We start from the raw sequence: 20,816 nt of genomic DNA, 5'->3' as shown, positions 1-20,816 counted from the left end.
CATCCTATGCAGCGCCGGCGCGGGGGCCGGTCGTCAGGACTTCGGGACGTTGCGCTCGATCTCGGCCAGCCAGGCGGTCGCCCGGGCGTCCGAGGGCATCCGCCAGTCACCGCGCGGCGACATCGTGCCGCCCTGGCTGACCTTGGGGCCGTTCGGCAGGGCGGACCGCTTGAACTGGTTGGCGAAGAACCGCGTCACGAAGACCTCCAGCCAGTGCCGGACGGTGGCGAGGTCGTATGCCGTGTGCCGGCTCTCGGGGTAGCCCGCCGGCCACTCACCCAGCCGGGCGTCGTGCCAGGCGTGCCACGCGAGGAAGGCGATCTTGCTGGGGCGGTAACCGCGGCGGACGACGTGGAAGAGGGTGAAGTCCTGCAGGGCGTAGGGGCCGACCGAGTCCTCGGTGGACTGGATCTTCTCGCCCTCCTTGGTGGGGACGAGCTCGGGGCTGATCTCCTGGTCGAGGATCTCGGTCAGCGTCGAGTTGACCTCGCCCTCGAACTGCCCGCTGGAGACGACCCAGCGGATGAGGTGCTGCATCAACGTCTTGGGGACTCCGCTGTTCACGCCGTAGTGCGACATCTGGTCGCCGACGCCGTAGGTGCACCAGCCCAGGGCGAGCTCCGACAGGTCGCCGGTGCCGAGGACGATGCCTCCGCGCTGGTTGGCTGCGCGGAAGAGGTAGTCGGTGCGCAGCCCGGCCTGAACGTTCTCGAAGGTGACGTCGTAGACCTCCTCGCCGCGGCCGAAGGGGTGCCCGAGGTCGCGCAGCATCTGCGTGGCTGCCGGGCGGATGTCCAGCTCCTCCCACGTGGTGCCGAGCGACTCCATGAGGTGGATGGCGTTCTTCTTCGTGCCGTCGCTCGTCGCGAATCCCGGCATCGTCAGGCAGTGGATGTCGGTGCGGGGGCGACCCAGCCGATCCATCGCCTTGGCCGCGACGATGAGCGCGTGGGTCGAGTCGAGCCCGCCGCTCACCCCGATGACGATCTTCGGCTGCCAGCTGTCGGTGGACATCGCGCGCAGCCGCTGCTCGAGCCCGGAGACCTGGATGTTGTAGGCCTCGTAGCAGTCCAGGGCCAGTCGGGCCTCGTCGTCGGGGACGAAGGGGAAGCGGTCGACCTTGCGGCGCAGCCCGATGTCACCGCGCGGCGGCGCGAGGGTGAACTCCCGCACGCGCACAGGGTTTCCGTCGCCTGCGAGCACAGCCGCGTGGCGGTTGTCGTCGAACGACCCCTGCCGCATCCGCTCCTGGCGGAGCCGGTCGAGGTCGACGTCGACGACCGTGGCCTGGCGCCCGCGGGGGAACCGCTCGGTCTCGCCGAGCAGGTCACCCATCTCGTAGACCATGGTCATGCCGTCCCACGAGAGGTCGGTGGTGGACTCCCCGCTGGACGCGGCGGCATACAGGTATGCCGCGTTGCAGCGCGCGCTCGCGGAGCGGGCGAGCAGGTGGCGGTCCTCCGCGCGGGAGACGGTGATGGGGGAGGCCGACAGGTTGAGCAGGACGGTCGCCCCCTGCAGTGCCGCGCGGGCGCTCGGCGGCACCGGCACCCACATGTCCTCGCAGACCTCGGCGTGGATGGCCAGCCCGGGCAGGTCCACGGCCTCGAAGACGAGGTCGGTCCCGAACATGATGTCGCCGTCCTCGTCGGCGCCCGGCCAGTGGGGCACGTGGAGGTGCTGGTCCTGGAGCTCGGCGCCGGCGGCGAACCACCGCTTCTCGTAGAACTCGCGGTAGTTGGGCAACGCCGCCTTCGGCGCGACGCCGAGCACCTCCCCGCCCTGGATGACGACGGCGCAGTTGTAGAGGCGGTTGCCGTGGCGCACCGGGGCTCCCACGACGATCACGGGACGCAGCTTTGCGCTGCCGCGGGCCAGCTCCACGATCGCGCGGTCGACCGCGTCGAGCAGCACGTCCTGGAGGAACAGGTCGTCGATGGCGTACCCCGACAGGCACAGCTCGGGGAAGAGGGCGACGGCGACCCCGTCGTCGTGCAGCCCCCGGACCTGGTCGAGGACGGCCGCGGCGTTGGCGGCCGGGTCGGCCATCGTCACCGGGGTGGTGCAGGCTGCGACACGCGCGAAGCCCTGGTCGTACGCCGAGAAGAAGTTCACGGGCGAGAGTCTAGGGAGCAGGGTGAGGACCCCCAGCGCACGAAACAGGTCGTCCTGACGCATTAACAACATGTCCATCAGCAGAACGGGTGAATTTCTTTACCCTTTCCAGACCTCTTCGGACAATCCTCCTGACCTGTTCCCGTGTTTGGCTCGCCCTTGTGCGTGCCGCACCCAGGTGCACGCACGGTGAACGTCAATTGGAGGATCAGTGAAGAGACGTTATGTGAGCGTCCTGTCCGGCGTGGCCGTCGCGGCCGTGGCGGTGAGCATGGCTTCGAGCCCCGCGCAGGCAAAACCTGCCCCCGTGGTGGCCAAGGAGCCGAACTACCAGAACCGGTCGCACGACCTGCCCAACCCGCTCGGCGACGCCCAGCGCGACCTGCGCGAGGAGGCGGTCAACAAGCTCATCAAGGGTGAGGCGACCACCGAGACCCGTGGTGGCGAGCGCGTCATCAAGGTCAAGGGCAGCAAGAACGCCGCCGCGAAGGGCACCAAGGCCGCGAAGGACAAGTACGTCTCCTGGCCCGTCAACCGTGAGGAGGACATCTTCACGGTCCTCACGGACTTCGGCACCAAGACGAAGCCGGCCACCGGTGGCACCCCCGGTCCGGTCCACAACACCATCCCGTCCCCGGACCGCAAGTGGGACGGAAGCAAGACCGACGACAACTCGACCTACTGGACCAAGGACTTCAACCGCCAGCACTACCTGGACATGATGTTCGGCGAGGGCGAGTCGTTCAAGGACTTCTACACCAAGCTCTCCAACGGTCGGTTCCTCGCCAAGGGTGACGTCTCCAACTGGGTCTCCGTGCCCTACAACGAGGCCGCCTACGGCAGCAACAAGCAGAGCGACGCGGCAGGCTCCTGGCCCTTCGTCGCCGATACCGCGACCGCTTGGTACAACGACCAGAAGGCCCAGGGCAAGACCGACGCCCAGATCAAGACCTACCTGGCGCAGTTCGACAAGATCGACCGCTACGACTACGACAACGACGGCAACTTCAACGAGCCGGACGGCTACATCGACCACTTCCAGGCCATCCACGCCGGTGAGGGTGAAGAGGCCGGTGGCGGCGCCCAGGGCGAGGACGCCATCTGGTCGCACCGTTGGTACGCCTACTCCAACAACCAGGGCAAGACCGGCCCTGCCGGCAACCTGCTCGGCGGTGTGCCGCTCGGCAACTCCGGCATGTGGATCGGTGACTACACCACCGAGCCCGAGAACGGTGGCCTCGGTGTGTTCGCGCACGAGTTCGGCCACGACCTCGGCCTACCGGACCTGTACGACACCGCGGGTGGCGACAACGGCACCGGTTTCTGGACGTTGATGTCCGGCGGTTCGTGGCTCAACCACGGCACCGACTCGATCGGCACCACGCCCGGCAACATGGGCGCGTGGGAGAAGATGCAGCTCGGCTGGCTGGACTACCAGCAGGTCAACCACGGCTTCGACCGTGACGTCAAGATCGGCCCGGCCGACCGCGACAGCAAGACCCTGCCGCAGGCGCTGCTCGTGAACCTGCCCGACAAGACGGTGACGACCTCCTACAACAAGCCGCACAGCGGCTCGTACGAGTGGTGGGGCGGGTCGGCCGACGGCCTCAACACCACGCTCAAGCGGAGCATCGACCTCACCGGCAAGACGTCCGGCAGCGTGTCGGCGTGGACCTGGTACAACATCGAGAAGGACTACGACGCCCTCTACGCGGAGGCATCCACCGACGGTGGGGCCACGTGGAAGCAGGTCGGCGCCCTCCTCGACGGTGAGAGCAAGACGTGGACCCAGAAGACGTGGGACCTCAGCGAGTTCGCCGGCAAGAAGATCGACTTCCGCTTCCGTTACGCGACCGATGGTGGCCTGCACTACGAGGGCCCGTTCCTCGACGACATCACCATCACCGCGGACGGGGCGCCGGTCCTCACCGACACCGTCGAGAACGGCGACAACGGCTGGGCGGCCAGCGGGTTCAAGCGGATGGGCGGCTCGACCTCCGAGGTCGTGCAGCACTACTACCTCGCTGAGAACCGCACGTACAACGGCTACGACAAGACGCTCAAGACCGGCCCGTACAACTTCGGTTGGTCCAACACCCGTCCTGACTGGGTGGAGCGCTTCCCGTACCAGAACGGCCTGCTCGTGACCTACGTCGACGGCCAGTACGGCGACAACAACACCAGCGTGCACCCCGGCCACGGCCAGGTGCTCCCGGTGGATGCCCGGCCCACGCCCGTCAAGTGGTCCGACGGAACGCTGCTCGGCAACCGTCGCCAGCCGTTCGACGCCACCTTCGGCCAGGAGAAGACCGACTCGGTCACCTTCCACCGCAACGGTGTGCCGACGACGGTCAAGTCCAGCAAGGGAATCCCGACCTTCTACGACCTCGACAGGAAGAACTACTGGACCGCGGACAACCCGTGGAACTCCGTCCAGGTCGCGGGTTCGGGCACCAAGATCACGGTCGCCAAGACCACGAACAACGCCCAGGACATGCTGCTCAAGGTTCGCTTCGACAAGTGATCCTGCGCAGCTGAGCCTGGACCGGTTCAGCAGCACCACACGACAGCGGGGCCCCGGGACGCACGTCCCGGGGCCCCGCTCCGTGCGCCCGTCTCGTCCACCCTCCCGCCGGAGGGCCCGGGTGGTCCGTAGGCTGCCGTCCGTGAACTACGACGACGTCGTCATCGGTGCCGGCCACAACGGGCTCACCGCCGCCGCATACCTCGCCCGGGCGGGCCGCAAGGTCCTCGTCCTGGAGGCCGCCGACCACGTCGGGGGAGCCGCAGTCTCCGCGCAGGCGTTCCCCGGGGTGGATGCGCGGCTCTCGCGATACTCCTACCTCGTGTCGCTGCTGCCGCGACAGGTGATGACCGATCTCGACCTCGACGTGAGGTTGATCCGGCGACGCTACTCCTCGTTCACCCCGGTGCCCGCCGACCCGGCTCGCGGCCTGCTCGTCGACCACGGCGACCCCTCCGCGACGGCCGCAGGCTTCGCCAGCCTCACCGGTGGGGCGCGGGAGCACGCTGCATGGGACGACTTCTACGGCCGGGTGCAGCGGCTCGCCGAGAAGGTCTTCCCGACCGTCCTGGAGCCCCTCCGGTCGGAGGGTGACCTCGCGTCCCTGGTCGGCGACGACGAGCTCTGGGAAGCACTGGTACGCCGTCCGCTCGGTGAGGTGCTCGAGGCGACCTTCGGCGACGACACGGTGCGCGGCATCGTGGCGACCGACGCCCTCATCGGCACCTTCGCGGACCTGCGCGGGGACGACCTGCGCCAGAACGTCTGCTTCCTCTACCACCTCATCGGTGGCGGCACGGGCGACTGGGACGTCCCCGTCGGCGGCATGGGCGCCGTGACCGACGGCCTCGCCCGGGCGGCCCTGGCCGCCGGTGCCGAGATCCGCACCGGGACCAGGGTCCTCGCGGTCGACCCCGAGGGCGAGATCACCTGGGACGGTGGGTCGGCCACCGCCTCGACGATCCACGCAGCGTGCGCCCCGGCCGTGCTCAACCGCCTGCTGGAAGCCGCCGGGGCCGACCCGGTCGAGACCGAGGCCGAGCCCGAGGGCGCCCAGCTGAAGGTCAACATGCTGCTGTCGCGGCTGCCGAGACTGCGCGACTCGTCCGTGGACCCGACCGGCGCCTTCGCCGGCACCTTCCACATCAACGAGGGCTACACCCAGCTCCAGGACTCGTATGCCGCCGCGGCCGCCGGGCGGGTGCCGCACCTGCCGCCGTGCGAGATCTACTGCCACAGCCTCTCCGACCGGTCGATCCTCGGACCTGACCTGGCCGCCACCGACGCGCAGACGCTGACGTTGTTCGGGCTGCACCTGCCGGCCCGGCTGTTCCGGGGCAGCACCGAGGACCACGACGCCGTCAAAGACCTCGCGCTGGCCCGCACCCTCGAGTCGCTCAACTCGGTGCTGGCCGAACCCATCCAGGACGTCCTGCTCCGCGACGGTGACGGCGCCTACTGCCTCGAGGCCCGCACCCCGGTCGAGCTCGAGGCCGACCTGGGCCTGCCGGGAGGCAACATCTTCCACCGGTCGCTGCAGTGGCCGTGGGCCGAGCAGGCGTCCGAGGTGGGCAGCTGGGGCGTCGAGACCCTCCACCCGAAGGTGCGCATCGCGGGTGCCGGCGCGCGCCGCGGCGGTGGGGTCAGCGGCATACCCGGTCACAACGCCGCGCAGTCGGTGCTCGCGGGCTGAACACGTGCTCGCCAGCTGAACACCCCGGCGGTGCGGCACGCACCACCCCACCCTTCTAGGGCAGGATCACCCCCATGGATCGTCAGCAGGAGTTCGTCCTTCGCACCATCGAGGAGCGCGACATCCGCTTCGTGCGGCTGTGGTTCACCGACGTGCTCGGCACCTTGAAGTCGGTCGCGGTGGCCCCGGCCGAGCTCGAGGGCGCCTTCGCGGAGGGCATCGGGTTCGACGGCTCCGCGATCGAGGGCTTCGCCCGCGTCTACGAGGCCGACATGCTGGCCAAGCCGGACCCGGCGACGTTCCAGGTGTTGCCGTGGCGAGGCGAGAACCCCGGCACCGCACGCATGTTCTGCGACATCACGCTGCCCGACGGTTCGCCGAGCTTCGCCGACCCCCGACACGTCCTGCAGCGCGCTCTGGGCAAGGCCTCCGACCTCGGTTTCACCTTCTACACGCACCCCGAGATCGAGTTCTACCTTCTCAAGCAGGGGTTCACGCCCGGTGACAGCCCCGAGCCCGTCGACCAGGCCGGCTACTTCGACCACGTGCCGCACGGCACCGGGCACGACTTCCGCCGCGCTGCCATCACCATGCTCGAGTCGATGGGCATCTCGGTCGAGTTCAGCCACCACGAGGGCGGTCCGGGCCAGAACGAGATCGACCTGCGCTACGCCGACGCGCTGTCGACCGCCGACAACATCATGACGTTCCGGACGGTCATCAAGGAGGTCGCGCTCGAGCAGGGCATCTTCGCCTCCTTCATGCCCAAGCCGTTCGCGAACCACCCGGGCTCCGGCATGCACACCCACATGTCGTTGTTCGACGGTGACAGCAACGCCTTCTACGAGGCCGGCGCGCCCTACCAGCTGAGCAAGGTGGGTCGACAGTTCATCGCGGGGCTGCTGCACCACGGCGCCGAGATCACCGCCGTCACCAACCAGTGGGTCAACTCCTACAAGCGGCTCTGGGGTGGCGGCGAGGCGCCGGCCCACCTCACCTGGGGCCACAACAACCGCTCGGCCATGGTCCGGGTGCCGATGTACAAGCCCACCAAGGGCCAGAGCAGCCGGGTCGAGGTGCGCACCCTCGACGCGGCCTGCAACCCCTACCTCGCGTTCGCGCTCATGCTGTCCGCCGGCCTCAAGGGCATCGAGGAGGACTACGAGCTGCCGCCCGAGACCGAGGACGACGTGTGGGGCCTGACGTCGGCCGAACGGCAGGCGATGGGGATCGAGCCGCTGCCGACCTCGCTGCACGAGGCGATCCGGGTCATGGAGAAGAGCGACCTCGTCGCCGACACCCTGGGCGAGCACGTGTTCGACTTCTTCCTACGCAACAAGCGGGCCGAGTGGGACGACTACCGCGGCGAGATCACCCGGTTCGAGCTCGAGCGCTACCTTCCGGGTCTCTGAGCAGCCTGGGCCGGTGTTGCCGGTTCGGGTCCGGGGTCGGGCCCTCCTGCGTAGGCTGCCCCTCGCTCGGTGAGGAGACGCGAGGGGGAGCTCATGGCAGGGCCACGGATGGCACGCGCGGTCACGGTGCTGGTCGCGCTGGCCGTGATGGCCGGGGCCGCGCTGGTGTGGCTGCCCGCAGGGGCGACCGACCGGCTGACCGGGCTCGCGCACCTCGGGTCACGGACCCAGGACGGCGTCTCCATCGACCGCGGCGTCTTCGCCTACGACGAGGCCGCGGGAACGTCCCACGAGATGTTCGTGGTCACGGACTACTCGATCGCCACCCCCGTGGTCGTGGCCGCTGTGGCCGCGGCGGCGCAGCGGTTCATGATGGTCGACGAGACAGGGCACGAGCACACCACCGAGGCACAGGTGGAGGCGGCCATGGCGCACGACCTGTACACGCCGAACTACACGTCCGACCCGGAGGTGACGCCCGACGGCGTGCAGCTCTATGTCGACTGCAAGGGATCGATCGAGGAGCCGATGGCCGAGACCTTCAGGACGATCCTGCGCGAGGAGCTCGTGCGCGCTGACGTGAGGGCACGCGTCCGCGTCGCAGGCTGAGCGGGCGTGCGTAGGGTTGGGCCGTGAAGTCCGCCCGCCCCGTGTCGCAGACCGCGGCCCTCGCCCGCCTCGGCTTCGCCGACCCGCCTCGCGCCGTTCAGCTGCTCGCCGACCAGGCGCTCGCGGGTCTGGTCGACCCCTTCGACGACGTCTTCAACGACGGGCTGCCCGACGCGCTGTCGGCCGTCGCCGACCCCGACCTTGCCCTGCTGAGCCTCGTGCGGCTGATGGAGTCGCTGCGATCGAGCGAGCCGAAGCGACGCGACGCCGAGTCCGGCCCCGGCATCGAGGTGAGCGGGCTGGTGGGGGCGCTGCGCCACCCGGGCCGGGCTCGCGACCGGCTGCTGGCCGTCCTCGGGTCGTCGACCGCCCTCGGCGACCACCTCGTGGCCCACCCCGAGCACTGGCGCAGCGTCGCCGAGGCGCAGCCGCGCACTCCCGCCCAACGGGTTGAGGACCTCGTCGACGCGGTCCGCGACCCCGGTGACCGGACGGCATACGACGCGCTGCGGATCGGGTACCGACGACAGCTGCTCGGCATCGCCGCCCTCGACCTGACGACCGCGGACGCGCCGGCCGCCCTGCCGGAGGCGGCTGCGGCGTTGGCCGACCTCGCGGAGGCGGCCCTGGAGGCCGCCCTGGAGATCGCCCGTCAGCACGTGGGCGACGACGCGGACCTGTGCGACTTCGCCGTGATCGGCATGGGCAAGACCGGCGGTCGCGAGCTCAACTACGTCAGCGACGTCGACGTGATCTTCGTGGCCGAACCCCGTGACGGTGTCGAGGAGGCGCGCGCCATCGGGGCCGCCACGTCGCTGGCGACCCACCTGATGCGCGCCTGCTCGACCTCGACGGGCGAGGGCACGCTCTGGCCGGTCGACGCCGCGCTGCGGCCCGAGGGCAAGAACGGGCCGCTGGTGCGCACCACCGAGAGCCACCGGGCCTACTACGAACGCTGGGCCAAGACGTGGGAGTTCCAGGCGCTGCTCAAGGCCCGTCCGGTCGCGGGGGACCGCAGGCTCGGCGAGGCCTACCTCGACGCCGTCCGCCCGATGGTCTGGCAGGCCGCGTCGCGGGAGAACTTCGTCGAGGACGTCCAGGCGATGCGACGCCGCGTCGAGAAGAACGTGCCGGCCGCGGAGGCCGAACGCCAGCTCAAGCTCGGCCCCGGCGGCCTGCGGGACGTCGAGTTCAGCGTGCAGCTGCTCCAGCTCGTCCACGGCCGCTCCGACGACTCGCTTCGCTCCGGCACGACCCTCGAGGCGCTCGAGGCCCTCGCCCGGGGTGGCTACGTCGGGCGGGAGGACGCGGCCACGCTCGACGACGCCTACCGCCTGCTGCGCACCCTGGAGCACCGGATCCAGCTGTTCCGGCTGCGCCGGACGCACCTCATGCCCACAGGCGAGTCCGACCTGCGCCGCCTGGGTCGCGCGCTCGGGCACCGGTCCGACCCCGCCAAGGCCGTGGTGGCGCAGTGGCAGCAGGAGGCGCGCGAGGTCCGCAGGATCCACGAGCGCCTCTTCTACCGCCCCCTGCTCGCCGCCGTCGCCAAGCTCAGCAGCTCCGAGGCCCGCCTCGGGCCCGATGCGGCGCGAGAACGCTTGGCAGCACTGGGGTTCCGCGACCCCGCCGGCGCCATACGGCACCTCGAGGCGCTCACCTCCGGCGTGAGCCGGCGTGCCGCCATCCAGCGCACCCTGCTCCCGGTGATGCTCGCGTGGTTCGCCGACGAGGCCGACCCCGACGGCGGGCTGCTCGCGTTCCGCAAGGTGAGCGAGGAGCTCGGCTCCACCCACTGGTACCTGCGCCTGCTGAGGGACGAGGGCTCCGCCGCGGAACGGCTCGCCCACACCCTCGGGCGGAGCCGGTATGCCGCGGACCTCCTCGTGGGCGCCCCCGAGTCCGTGGCGATCCTCGGCGACCCCGGCGGGCTCACGCCACTCCCGCGGGCCGACCTCGTCAAGCGGATGACCGCAGCCGCCGGGCGCCAGGAGGACCCGGACCGGGCCGTCCGCGCCGCCCGCAGCATCCGTCGCCAGGAGCTCTTCCGGATCGCGGTGGCCGACCTCTCCGGGCAGCTCGACCTGCGCCAGGTCGGGGCGGCCCTCACCGACCTGGTGGCCGCGCTGCTCGAGGCCGCGCTGTCCGTCGCGGTCCGCGTCGTCGCCGAGAAGAACGGCCCCCCGGCCACCCGGCTGCTCATCGTCGGCATGGGACGGCTCGGGGGAGGCGAGGTCGGCTACGGCTCCGACGCCGACGTGCTGTTCGTCCACGAGCCGGTCGAGGGTGCGCAGGACGCCGTCGCCCAGGACCAGGCGCTGGCCACGGTTCAGGAGCTGCGCCGGCTGCTCGGTGGCGCCGGCCCCGACACCGGGCTCGGGCTCGACGCCGACCTGCGCCCCGAGGGCAAGAGCGGCCCCCTGGTGCGCAGCCTCGCGAGCTACCGCGCCTACTACGAGCGCTGGTCGCTGACGTGGGAGTCGCAGGCCCTCCTGCGGGCCACCCCCATCGCCGGCGACGTCGAGCTGGGGGAGCGCTTCGTCGAGCTCATCGACCCCTTGCGCTGGCCGGACGCCGGGCTGACCGCGGACCAGGTCCGCGAGATCCGACGGCTCAAGGCGCGGATGGAGGCGGAGCGGCTGCCTCGTGGCGCCGACCCCAAGAGCCACTTCAAGCTCGGTCGCGGCGGCCTCACCGACGTGGAGTGGACCATCCAGCTCCTGCAGATGCAGCACGCCCACGAGGTCCCCGGGCTGCGCACCACCAGCACCCTGCCGGCGCTGGAGGCCGCCCAGGACGCGGGACTGGTCAGCGAGGAGCACGCGAGTGCCCTGCGAGAGTCGTGGACGCTCGCGTCGCGACTGCGCAACGCAGCCGTCCTCTACCGCGGACGACCCGTCGACAGCGTCCCGTCCGACCTGCGGGTCGCCGACGGCGTGAGCCGCATCCTCGGGGGCGAGCCCGGCTCCGGTGCAGAGCTCGCGGGCGCCTACCGGAGGGCGGCGCGACATGCCCGCGCGGTCACCGAGTTCAACTTTTACGGTTCGCGGTAGCGGGGTACGGTCGGCGCATGGTCAGGGGCAGGGATGGTGCCGTCGCGGTGCCCTCGTACGCGCAGGTGCTCCGCGCACCCGTGTTCCTGCCGGTGTTCGTGGCCTCGACGCTGTCGACCTGGGGCGACTACATCGCGCGGATCACGATCGCCGCCGTGGTCTTCTCGTGGACCGGCTCGGCCCTGGCCACCGCAGCGACCTTCGCCGTGTCCCTCGTGCCCAGCATCCTCGGACGAGCCCTGCTGTCGCCGCTGTGCGACCGGTGGCCGCCGCGGACGGTGATGGTCGGCACGCACCTGTTGCGAGCGCTCCTCGTGCTGGCCCTGATCGCCACGGTGGCCGGCACGGAGTCGCTGGTCCTGGTCCTGTCGCTGGTCTTCCTGCTGGAGTTCATCGGCGGGCCGGCCGTCACCGCCGGCCAGGTGCTGCTCACCGACCTGTTCCCCGACCGTCGGCTCTACGCACGGGCCTTCGGCCTGCAGACCCTGGCCAGCCAGATCAACCAGGCCATCGGCCTGGCCCTCGGCGGCATCATCGTGGGGCTCATCGGCTCCAGCCGCGCACTGGTGCTGGACCTCGTGACGTTCCTCCTCGGCGCCGCCGTGCTGGCCTGGATCACCCCGCCCAAGTCGGTCACGGAGAGCTCCGAGACGCCGCTGAACAGCCTCGCGGGCGACCTCGCGCGCGGGTGGGGCCACATCCGCACGAGCCGGGTCCTGACGATGCTCCTCGTCCTGTCCCTGGCCAGCGCCCTGGCCATCGCGGCCCCCGAGGCCGTGGCGCTGCCCTACGGCGCGCAGCACAGCGGGTCCTCCTCGTGGGGTGGCCTGCTTATGGCGGCCCCGATCCTCGGCGGCGTCGTGGGGGTGCTGCTGATCGCCCGACTCCCGGCCGAACGCCAGTTCCGGCTCGTCATGCGCCTGGCCCTCCTCATGCCGCTGCCCCTGCTCGTGACGGTGTTCGAGCCGCCGTTGCCCGTGGTCTGGGTGGCGTGGTTCGTCTCCGGGGCGATGCAGTGCTACATGCTCCCGCTGCAGTCCGCCTTCACCCTGCTCGTCGCACCAGCCATGCGCGGCCGGGTCTTCGGCCTGGCGGGGGCGCTGTCCATCGGGGTGACCGGGGCCTGCTTCCTCGTGGCCGGATGGCTCTCGGAGCGCACGTCGCCCGCGGCGTCGGTCGGCATCTGTGCCGTGGTGACCCTCGGGGTGCTCGTGCTGCTGGCCGCGCGCTGGCCCCGCGAGGAGGTCACGTCCAGCATCGAGGCGACCTTCGAGCAGGACGCCGGGGCCGACGAGAACCAGGCCGGCACGCAGGATCGCGCCAACGGGTCGGGGACCGGCCAGCGGGTGACCGGGAGCCTTCCCGACCACCTCGAACCCGGTCCCGACGCGACGAGCGACCCCTTGGGGCCGCGAAGGTCCTCCGGAGGCTGAGACCGCGGCGAGGGCCGCCGAGGGTCCCGCCTAGACTTGGACCCATGATGTCCACGATCGACCTGCGCGGACGCGTGCTCGGTGTCCGCGAGCTGCGCCACCTCCTGCCTCGCGCGGAGTTCGACGTCGCGGCGGCCGTCGAAACGGTCCGCCCGCTGTGCGAGGACGTCCGCCACCGCGGTGCCCAGGCGCTCTACGACCTCGGCGAGCGGTTCGACGGAGTCCGCCCCACCAGCCTGCGGGTCCCGTCCGCGGTCCTCGCCGCCGCCCTCGACACCCTGGCCCCCGACGTGCGGGCCGCCCTCGAGGAGTCCATCCGGCGCGCCCGCATCGTGCACGAGGACCAGCGCCGCACGACCACCACGACCACCGTCGCCGAGGGCGGCACGGTCAGCGAGCGCTGGGTCCCGGTCGACCGGGTCGGCCTCTACGTTCCTGGTGGCCGCGCCGTCTACCCCTCCAGCGTGGTCATGAACGTCGTCCCCGCACAGATCGCCGAGGTCGGCTCGCTGGCCGTCGCCAGCCCGCCCCAGCGCGAGAACACCGGCGTCTTCGCCGGCTACCCCCACCCGACCGTCCTCGCCGCCTGCGCGCTGCTCGGTGTCGACGAGGTGTATGCCGTGGGCGGTGCCCAGGCGGTCGCTGCCTTCGCCTACGGCTTCACCGACGGTGAGGGCGAGGACGCGGTGGTGGCCGAGCCGGTCAACCTCGTCACCGGTCCGGGCAACGTCTACGTCACGGCCGCGAAGCGGCTCCTCAAGGGCCTCATCGGCATCGACTCCGAGGCGGGCACGACCGAGATCGCCGTCCTCGCGGACGACTCGGCCGACCCGGTGCACGTCGCCGCCGACCTCATCAGCCAGGCCGAGCACGACCCCTACGCCGCCTCCGTGCTCGTGACCGACAGCGCCGGCCTCGCCGACGCGGTCGCCGCGGCCGTGGAGCGCCGGGTGCCGGCGACCAAGCACGCCGAGCGCGTCCGCACCGCCCTCACCGGTCCGCAGTCCGGCGTCGTCCTCGTCGACGACCTCGACCGTGGGCTCGACGTGGTCAACGCGTATGCCGCCGAGCACCTCGAGATCCAGACGCGCGACGCCGCTGCCGTGGCCGCCCGCGTCCGCAACGCCGGTGCGGTGTTCGTCGGTGCCTACTCCCCGGTGAGCCTGGGCGACTACATCGCCGGGTCCAACCACGTGCTCCCGACCGGTGGCTGCGCCTGCCACAGCAGCGGGCTGTCCGTGCAGTCGTTCCTGCGCGGCATCCACGTCGTCGACTACAGCCGGGCCGCCCTGCAGGAGGTCGCCCACCACGTGGTGACGCTCTCCCAGGCCGAGGACCTGCCCGCGCACGGCGAGGCGGTCACCGCCCGCTTCGACGCGTCCTGAGCCGGCGGACACCGTGAGCGACTCCACCTCCCTCGACGCCCTGCTGCGCCCCGACCTGCGCGGTGCCAGGCCCTACGGCGCACCGCAGCTCGACGTGCCCGTGCGCCTCAACACCAACGAGAGCTCCTACCCCGTGCCCGAGGACGTCGTCGCCGACATCACGGCGCGGGTGGCAGCCGTCGCGCCCGACCTCAACCGCTACCCCGACCGGGAGTTCACCGAGCTGCGGACGGCGTTGGCGGCATACCTCACCTCCACCACCGGTGTCGCGCTCGACCCGGCGCAGGTGTGGGCGGGCAACGGCTCCAACGAGGTGCTCCAGCACGTCGTCCTCGCCTTCGGGGGACCCGAGCGCGTCGCGCTCGGTTTCACGCCGGCCTACTCCATGCACCCGCTGATCAGCACCGGGGTCGGCACGACCTGGGTCGACGGCCTGCGCGGCCAGGGCGCCGACGCGCCGTTCGACCTCACGGTCGAGTCCGCGGTGGAGCAGGTGCGCGCCCACCAGCCGCACGTGGTCTTCCTGTGCTCACCCAACAACCCCACCGGCACGGCCCTGACGCTCGACGTCGTCGAGGCCGTGTATGCCGCGGCGGAGCGTGCCGTCGTGGTGGTGGACGAGGCCTACGCCGAGTTCGCCAGGCCCGGCACCCCGAGCGCGCTCACCCTGCTCGAGGGTCGTCCGCGGCTGGTCGTGACCCGCACCATGAGCAAGGCCTTCGCCTTCGCGGGCGGGCGGCTCGGCTACCTCGCCGCCGACCCGGCCCTCGTCGACGCCCTGCGCCTGGTGCGGCTGCCCTACCACCTCTCGGCGCCGACCCAGGCGATCGCGCTCGCGGCGCTGGCCCACGCCGACCAGATGCTCGGGACCGTCGAGGCCATCAAGGCGCAGCGCGACCGGATGGTCACCGAGCTCACCGCCCTCGGCTACGCCCCGGTCGCCAGCGACGCCAACTTCGTCCTCTTCGGGGGGCTGGTCGACGCGGCCGCCACCTGGCGCGACCTCCTCGACCGGGGTGTGCTGGTCCGGGACGTCGGCATTCCCCACTATCTTCGTGTGACGGCCGGGACCCCGGCCGAGACGGACGCGTTCCTGGCCGCGGTGGCCGAGATCGCCGCAACAGCCACGGACAGGAGCGCGTCGTGACCGCAGGTGACCGCAGGGTCTCGCTGAGCCGCTCGACCTCGGAGTCGAGCGTCGAGCTCGAGCTCAACCTCGACGGCACCGGCGTGGCCGACGTCTCCACCGGCGTGCGCTTCTACGACCACATGCTCTCCTCGTTGGCCAAGCACTCGCTGATCGACCTGCGCGTCAAGGCCACCGGTGACGTCGACGTCGACGCCCACCACACCGTGGAGGACGTCGCCATCGTGCTGGGCGACGCCCTGCGCGAGGCGCTCGGCGACAAGAGCGGGATCTCCCGCTTCGGCGACGCCACCGTCCCGCTCGACGAGGCGCTGGTCCAGGCCGTCGTCGACGTGGCCGGGCGCCCCTACGTCGTGCACACCGGCGAGCCCGAGGGCCAGGCCTACGTCCTCATCGGCGGCAACTACGTCGGCTCGCTGACCCGCCACGTCTGGGAGTCGTTCGCCCACCGCGCCGGCATCGCCCTGCACGTGCGGGTGCTCTCCGGACGCGACCCCCACCACGTCGTCGAGGCGCAGTTCAAGGCCGTGGCCCGGGCGCTACGCGCCGCCGTGGCGCGCGACGACCGCGTCGTCGGCGTCCCCAGCGCGAAGGGCAGCCTCTCCACGTGAGCGTCCCGTGGCAGCCTGCGCGCCACTCGCGCGGGCTGCTCCTGGTGCAGGCCAAGGCCGGCCCGCTGTCGGCGTGGGTCCGGCGGGGCCTGGTCGCCTGCGACGTCGTCCCGCTGGGGGAGTGGACCGCACTGCGCCCGGCGGAAGGGTCGTCACGCGCCAGCGCTCCCTACGACGATGCCATCGCGGTCCTGGCCGGGCGTCCGCTGCCGCTGCGCCTGCGCCCGGCCATCGGCTTCTTCGTCGTCGAGCACCGCGCGGTGATCAGCCTGCAGCCCAAGGGATTCCGCCCCTCCCACCGCTGGCTGGTGTGGGAGCCGGGCACCGGCCGCGTGCGCACACCGGGGCTCGAGGCGGCCCGGCCGCCCGAGCTCGTCACGGCAGCGCGAGCGCGAACCAGCCCCGCGACGGTCCACCAGGTGCTCAAGGACGACTCCGGCGACGCATCTGCTCTGCTGCGTCGCCTGCTCGACGTCCTGGGGCTCCCGGGTGCCGACCTGCTGGCCGCCGGCGACCAGCACCGCGGCCAGGTCGTCACCCCGACCGCTCAGGCGGTCGCCCGCTTCGAGGCCCGCATGGCCGAGCAGGCGCAGCACCGCGCCGAACTGGAGGAGAGCTGATGGCACACGTCGTGGTGTTCGACTACGGCAGCGGCAACGTCCACTCGGCGGTGCGCGCGCTCGAGCACGTCGGCGCCGAGGTCACCCTCACCGGTGACCGGCGCCTGGCTCTCGAGTCCGACGGCCTGTTCGTGCCGGGGGTCGGCAACTTCCACGCCTGCCTCGCCGGGCTGCGCGCCGCCGACGGTCCCCTCGTGATCGAGACCCGCCTGGCGGGCGGACGTCCGGTCCTCGGGGTGTGCGTCGGCATGCAGGTCCTGTTCGAGGGGTCGCAGGAGCCCACCGCCAGTCCCCAGGAAGGACTCGGGGAGTGGCCCGGCACCGTGGCGCGGCTGCGCGCCGAGGTCGTGCCGCACATGGGCTGGAGCGAGGTCGAGCCGCCGTCCGGCACCCGGCTCTTCGCCGGGGTGGAGTCCGAGCGCTTCTACTTCGTCCACTCGTATGCCGTGCAGGACTGGGTCATGGAGCCGCCGACGGGAGCGTTCGCGGCCGTGGCCCCGAAGGTGACCTGGGCCGACCACGGCGGTCGCTTCGTCGCGGCCGTCGAGAACGGCCCCCTGTCCGCCACGCAGTTCCACCCCGAGAAGTCCGGCGACGCCGGGCTCGCCCTGCTCGAGAACTGGGTCCGTGCCCTCTGAGGCGCGCCCTCCCAATACCTGATCCGCCTGCCCGACGATCCGCCCGACCCGTGAAGGACACCGCATGACCACACCACGCCTCGAGCTCCTGCCCGCCGTCGACGTCGCGGGCGGCCAGGCTGTCCAGCTCGTGCAGGGGGTGGCCGGCACCGGGGGCCAGTTCGGCGACCCGTGGGAGGCCGCGCTGGCGTGGCAGGAGCAGGGCTCGGAATGGCTGCACCTCGTCGACCTCGACGCGGCGTTCGGCCGCGGGTCCAACCGCGAGCTGCTGGCCGACATCGTCGGACGGCTGGACATCAAGGTGGAGATGAGCGGCGGCATCCGCGACGCCGCGTCGCTGGAGGCGGCCCTGGCCACCGGTTGTCGCCGGGTCAACCTCGGCACGGCGGCCCTGGAGGACCCCGAGTGGACTGCCGCCGCCATCGCCGAGCACGGCGACCGCATCGCCGTCGGGCTCGACGTCCGCGGCACGACGTTGGCCGCCCGTGGGTGGACCCAGGAGGGCGGCGACCTCTGGGAGACCCTGGAGCGGCTCGACCGTGAGGGGTGCGCGCGCTACGTCGTCACCGACGTCAACAAGGACGGCATGCTCAAGGGCCCCAACCTCGAGCTGCTGCGCGACGTGTGTGCGCGCACCGACCGGCCGGTGGTCGCGTCCGGTGGTGTGTCGACGCTGGCCGACATCGAGGCCATCCGCGGTCTCGTGGCCGACGGCGTCGAGGGCGCGATCGTCGGGTCGGCGCTCTACCGTGGAGCGTTCACGCTTCCCGACGCCCTCGACGTGGCAGGTCGCCCGTGACCGGGTCGACGCCGTCCCAGGACTCCGCCGGCATCTCGTTCGGCGGGCGCGAGCTGACGAGCACCGGGTTCGACGGTGACACGGGCGCCGCGGACCCGGCACTGGTCGCCGCGCTGGCAGATCCCTCCGACGAACGCGCGCTCATGGTGGCCGTCGCCGCGGCACGCCTGCTTGTGCCGATCGTCGCCGAACCCGTCTCGGTCGACGACAGCGGCCAGCACCTCGTGGAGAAGCAGACCGACATGGCCGCGGTCACCCTCGTCGCCCCCGACGGTGCGCGAGCACTGCCCGTGTTCACGTCGATGGACGCGATCGCCGCCTGGGACCCCCAGGCCCGCCCGGTGCCCGTCACTGCAGCCCGGGCCGCCCAGGCCGCGGTGAGCGAACGCTGCGACGTCATCGTCATCGACGTCGCCGGCCAGCAGCCGCTTGCCCTGCGCCCCAGCATGGTCTGGGCCCTGGCCCAGCAGCGGGAGTGGTTGCCCGCCCACGAGGACCCGCAGGTGGCTGCGGCCGTCGCCGACGCGCTGCAGGACCAGCCCGACGTCGTGGCGCACACCCTCTCGGCGGGAGGGGCTGGTGAGGGCGTCCTGCGGGTCGGCCTGACGCTCGTGCCCGGCCTCGACGCCGAACGCATCCAGGCCGTGGCCACCGCCATCGGCGAGCGGCTCGCCACCGATGGTGAGATCCGCGCCCGCATCGACGGGCTGGCCTTCTCGATCAGCTGACTAGGTGGTGCTGCTGCCGTCGTGCGGCGGCAGCAGCTCGGTGACCCGCACGACGGCGGCCGGGTCCAGCGCTGCACACAGGTGGGGGAATGTCTCGCCGGTGGCGGGGTTGCCCACCTCGACGACGGGCGGTTCGACGAGGCGGTCCTCGTCGATCTCGAGCAGCAGCAACGGGTCCCGCAGGTCGGCGTAGAACGCGCGCCGGACGGCGGGCCACTGCTGCGCCGACGAGCAGTGGATGAACCCCTCCTGCTCCATCGTGCGACCGCGGGTCGACTGCGTGTAGCTGCCCGACTCCTGCGCGGCGGCCCAGTGGTGCGGTTCGGCCAAGTGGTAGATCGTCACGGCGACAACGGTATGCCGCGTGCCCCCGGAAAGCTCCGGGGGCACGCGGCACGGGTCGTGCGGCGGCAGCGCCTCGGGACTAGCTGGACGCCTGGGTGTTCGTCTCGACGATCGGGTCCTTGACGACCTTGGCGTCGTCGGCCATGCCGCCGGGGTTGTCCCCGCCGAGACCGGCGCGGACGAGCTCCTCGATCTGCTTGCCCGTGTCGGCGTCGACGTTCTTCCAGTAGTCGAACGCCTTCTCCAGCACCGGCGACTTCACGCCACCGAGCAGGTGACCCGCCACGGTCTCGACGAACGACGCACGCTGCGCGTCGTCCCAGACCTCGCGGACCAGCGTGCCCGCCTGGCCGAAGTCGTCGTCCTCGGCCCGCAGCGTGTAGGCCTGTCGGACCATGGCGCCGTCGGCCTCCCAGCCGTCCTCGACCTCCCCGACCTGGTCGGCGTAGCCGCGGCCCTGGCTGTTGGGGGCGTAGACCGGGGCGTCGCCACGGTGCTCGAACGCCATCGGCCCGTCCTGCGTGTAGGTGTTGAGATTCTCCACGCGGGGGCGGTTGACGGGCAGCTGCAGGTAGTTCGGGCCGATGCGGTAGCGGTGGGTGTCGGAGTAGGCGAAGGCCCGACCGAGCAGCATCTTGTCGGGCGAGAAGCCGATGCCCGGCACGACCGCGGACGGCTCGAAGGCCGCCTGCTCGATCTGCGCGAAGAAGTTGTCCGGGTTCTTGTTCAGGGTCATGGTGCCGACCTTGATCAACGGGTAGTCGCTGTGCGGCCACACCTTGGTCAGGTCGAACGGGTTGAACCGGTAGGTCTTCGCGTCCTCGTAGGGCATCGCCTGGATCGACAGGGTCCAGCTCGGGAAGTCGCCGGCCTCGATCGCCTCGTAGAGGTCGCGGCGGTGGTGGTCGGCATCCTGACCGGCGATGCGGGTGGCCTCCTCGCCGGTCAGCCCCTCGACGCCCTGGTTGCTGTGGAAGTGGTACTTGACCCAGTGCTTCTCGCCGGCCTCGTTGATCCACAGGAAGGTGTGCGAGCCATAGCCGTTCATGTGGCGGAAGGTCTTGGGGATGCCGCGGTCGCCCATGAGGTACGTGACCTGGTGCGCCGACTCGGGGTTGAGGCTCCAGAAGTCCCACTGCATGTGGTTGTCGCGCAGGCCCGAGCCGCCCAGGCGCTTCTGGCTGCGGATGAAGTGCGGGAACTTCATCGTGTCGCGGATGAAGAACACGGGGGTGTTGTTGCCCACGAGGTCGTAGTTGCCCTCGGGCGTGTAGAACTTCAGGGCGAAGCCGCGCGGGTCGCGCCACGTGTCGGGGGAGCCCTGCTCGCCGGCCACCGTCGAGAAGCGGGCGAGCATCTCGACGCTCGAACCCTGCTGGAACAGTGCCGCCTTGGTGTAGCGCGAGACGTCCTCGGTGGTCTCGAACGTGCCGAACGCACCCGAGCCCTTGGCGTGGACGTTGCGCTCCGGGATGCGCTCGCGGTTGAAGTGCGCCATCTGGTTGAGGAAGTGCACGTCGTGCAGCAGGATCGGGCCGTCGGCGCCGAGGGTCAGGGAGTTGCGGTCGCTGGGTGCGGGGGAGCCGGTCTCGGTGTGGGAGCCGAGCTGTGCCTCGTCGGACGGTGCGGTCTGGATCGACTCGCCGGTGTGCTGGGCAGTCATGGTGCTCCTTGGGATCGTTCGGTGCCGGTCGGTGTGCATCA

Annotated in this window: 16 protein-coding genes; 13 read left to right on the top strand and 3 right to left on the bottom strand. The window is 71.4% G+C overall.

Annotated features, from left to right (window positions below):
- Positions 1-33: 33 nt before the first annotated feature.
- On the bottom strand, positions 34-2,115 hold the full coding sequence (locus ABEG17_RS19630; RefSeq protein ID WP_406831180.1) for an NAD(+) synthase: 2,082 nt from the start codon (positions 2,113-2,115) through the stop codon (positions 34-36).
- Between the two features lie 226 nt (positions 2,116-2,341).
- Here ABEG17_RS19630 and ABEG17_RS19625 point away from each other — a divergent pair, with 226 nt between their 5' ends.
- From ABEG17_RS19625 to ABEG17_RS19565, 13 genes are all read left to right on the top strand, one after another.
- Positions 2,342-4,639, top strand: coding sequence for an immune inhibitor A domain-containing protein (locus ABEG17_RS19625; protein WP_406831179.1), 2,298 nt, complete (start codon positions 2,342-2,344; stop codon positions 4,637-4,639).
- Positions 4,640-4,781: 142 nt separating this feature from the next.
- Positions 4,782-6,332 carry a phytoene desaturase family protein gene (locus tag ABEG17_RS19620; protein ID WP_406831178.1) on the top strand — a complete coding sequence of 517 codons (1,551 nt, stop codon included), beginning with the start codon at positions 4,782-4,784 and terminating at the stop codon, positions 6,330-6,332.
- 74 nt (positions 6,333-6,406) lie between these two features.
- Complete coding sequence (gene glnA / locus ABEG17_RS19615; RefSeq protein ID WP_406831177.1) at positions 6,407-7,744, top strand: type I glutamate--ammonia ligase; 1,338 nt, start codon at positions 6,407-6,409, stop codon at positions 7,742-7,744.
- A gap of 93 nt (positions 7,745-7,837) precedes the next feature.
- Positions 7,838-8,353, top strand: a complete 516-nt coding sequence (locus ABEG17_RS19610; protein ID WP_406831176.1) for a hypothetical protein — start codon at positions 7,838-7,840, stop codon at positions 8,351-8,353.
- Positions 8,354-8,376: 23 nt separating this feature from the next.
- Positions 8,377-11,406, top strand: coding sequence for a bifunctional [glutamine synthetase] adenylyltransferase/[glutamine synthetase]-adenylyl-L-tyrosine phosphorylase (locus tag ABEG17_RS19605; protein WP_406831175.1), 3,030 nt, complete (start codon positions 8,377-8,379; stop codon positions 11,404-11,406).
- A 17-nt stretch (positions 11,407-11,423) separates the two neighbouring features.
- The gene (locus ABEG17_RS19600) at positions 11,424-12,839 is read left to right on the top strand and encodes an MFS transporter (RefSeq protein ID WP_406831174.1); all 1,416 of its coding nucleotides are present in this window, start codon (positions 11,424-11,426) and stop codon (positions 12,837-12,839) included.
- Between the two features lie 44 nt (positions 12,840-12,883).
- Positions 12,884-14,224 (top strand): histidinol dehydrogenase, encoded by a 1,341-nt coding sequence (gene hisD, locus ABEG17_RS19595; RefSeq protein WP_406831173.1) that lies wholly within the window; start codon positions 12,884-12,886, stop codon positions 14,222-14,224.
- A 13-nt stretch (positions 14,225-14,237) separates the two neighbouring features.
- Positions 14,238-15,371 (top strand): histidinol-phosphate transaminase, encoded by a 1,134-nt coding sequence (locus tag ABEG17_RS19590; protein ID WP_406831172.1) that lies wholly within the window; start codon positions 14,238-14,240, stop codon positions 15,369-15,371.
- Positions 15,368-15,982, top strand: coding sequence for an imidazoleglycerol-phosphate dehydratase HisB (hisB, locus tag ABEG17_RS19585; protein WP_406831171.1), 615 nt, complete (start codon positions 15,368-15,370; stop codon positions 15,980-15,982). Before ABEG17_RS19590 ends, hisB begins: the two co-directional genes overlap by 4 nt.
- Positions 15,979-16,602 (top strand): hypothetical protein, encoded by a 624-nt coding sequence (locus ABEG17_RS19580; protein WP_406831170.1) that lies wholly within the window; start codon positions 15,979-15,981, stop codon positions 16,600-16,602. The genes hisB and ABEG17_RS19580 overlap by 4 nt, the downstream gene beginning before the upstream one ends.
- Positions 16,602-17,240, top strand: a complete 639-nt coding sequence (hisH, locus tag ABEG17_RS19575; protein WP_406831169.1) for an imidazole glycerol phosphate synthase subunit HisH — start codon at positions 16,602-16,604, stop codon at positions 17,238-17,240. The genes ABEG17_RS19580 and hisH overlap by 1 nt, the downstream gene beginning before the upstream one ends.
- A 64-nt stretch (positions 17,241-17,304) precedes the next feature.
- A complete protein-coding gene (priA, locus tag ABEG17_RS19570; RefSeq protein WP_406831168.1) occupies positions 17,305-18,039 on the top strand; it encodes a bifunctional 1-(5-phosphoribosyl)-5-((5-phosphoribosylamino)methylideneamino)imidazole-4-carboxamide isomerase/phosphoribosylanthranilate isomerase PriA in 735 nt (244 codons plus the stop codon).
- Entirely contained in the window at positions 18,036-18,767 is a 732-nt protein-coding gene (locus ABEG17_RS19565; protein ID WP_406831167.1) for an SseB family protein, read from the top strand. The genes priA and ABEG17_RS19565 overlap by 4 nt, the downstream gene beginning before the upstream one ends.
- Here ABEG17_RS19565 and ABEG17_RS19560 read toward each other — a convergent pair whose 3' ends face one another.
- Complete coding sequence (locus tag ABEG17_RS19560; protein ID WP_406831166.1) at positions 18,768-19,112, bottom strand: DUF952 domain-containing protein; 345 nt, start codon at positions 19,110-19,112, stop codon at positions 18,768-18,770.
- 79 nt (positions 19,113-19,191) lie between these two features.
- A complete protein-coding gene (locus ABEG17_RS19555) occupies positions 19,192-20,775 on the bottom strand; it encodes a catalase (RefSeq protein ID WP_406831165.1) in 1,584 nt (527 codons plus the stop codon).
- Positions 20,776-20,816: the final 41 nt, after the last annotated feature.

The organism is Pedococcus sp. KACC 23699 (assembly GCF_045348425.1).
Classification (GTDB): Bacteria; Actinomycetota; Actinomycetes; order Actinomycetales; family Dermatophilaceae; genus Pedococcus.
Note: the sequence above shows the minus strand (reverse complement) of the source record. Positions and strands in the feature narration are given on the sequence as shown.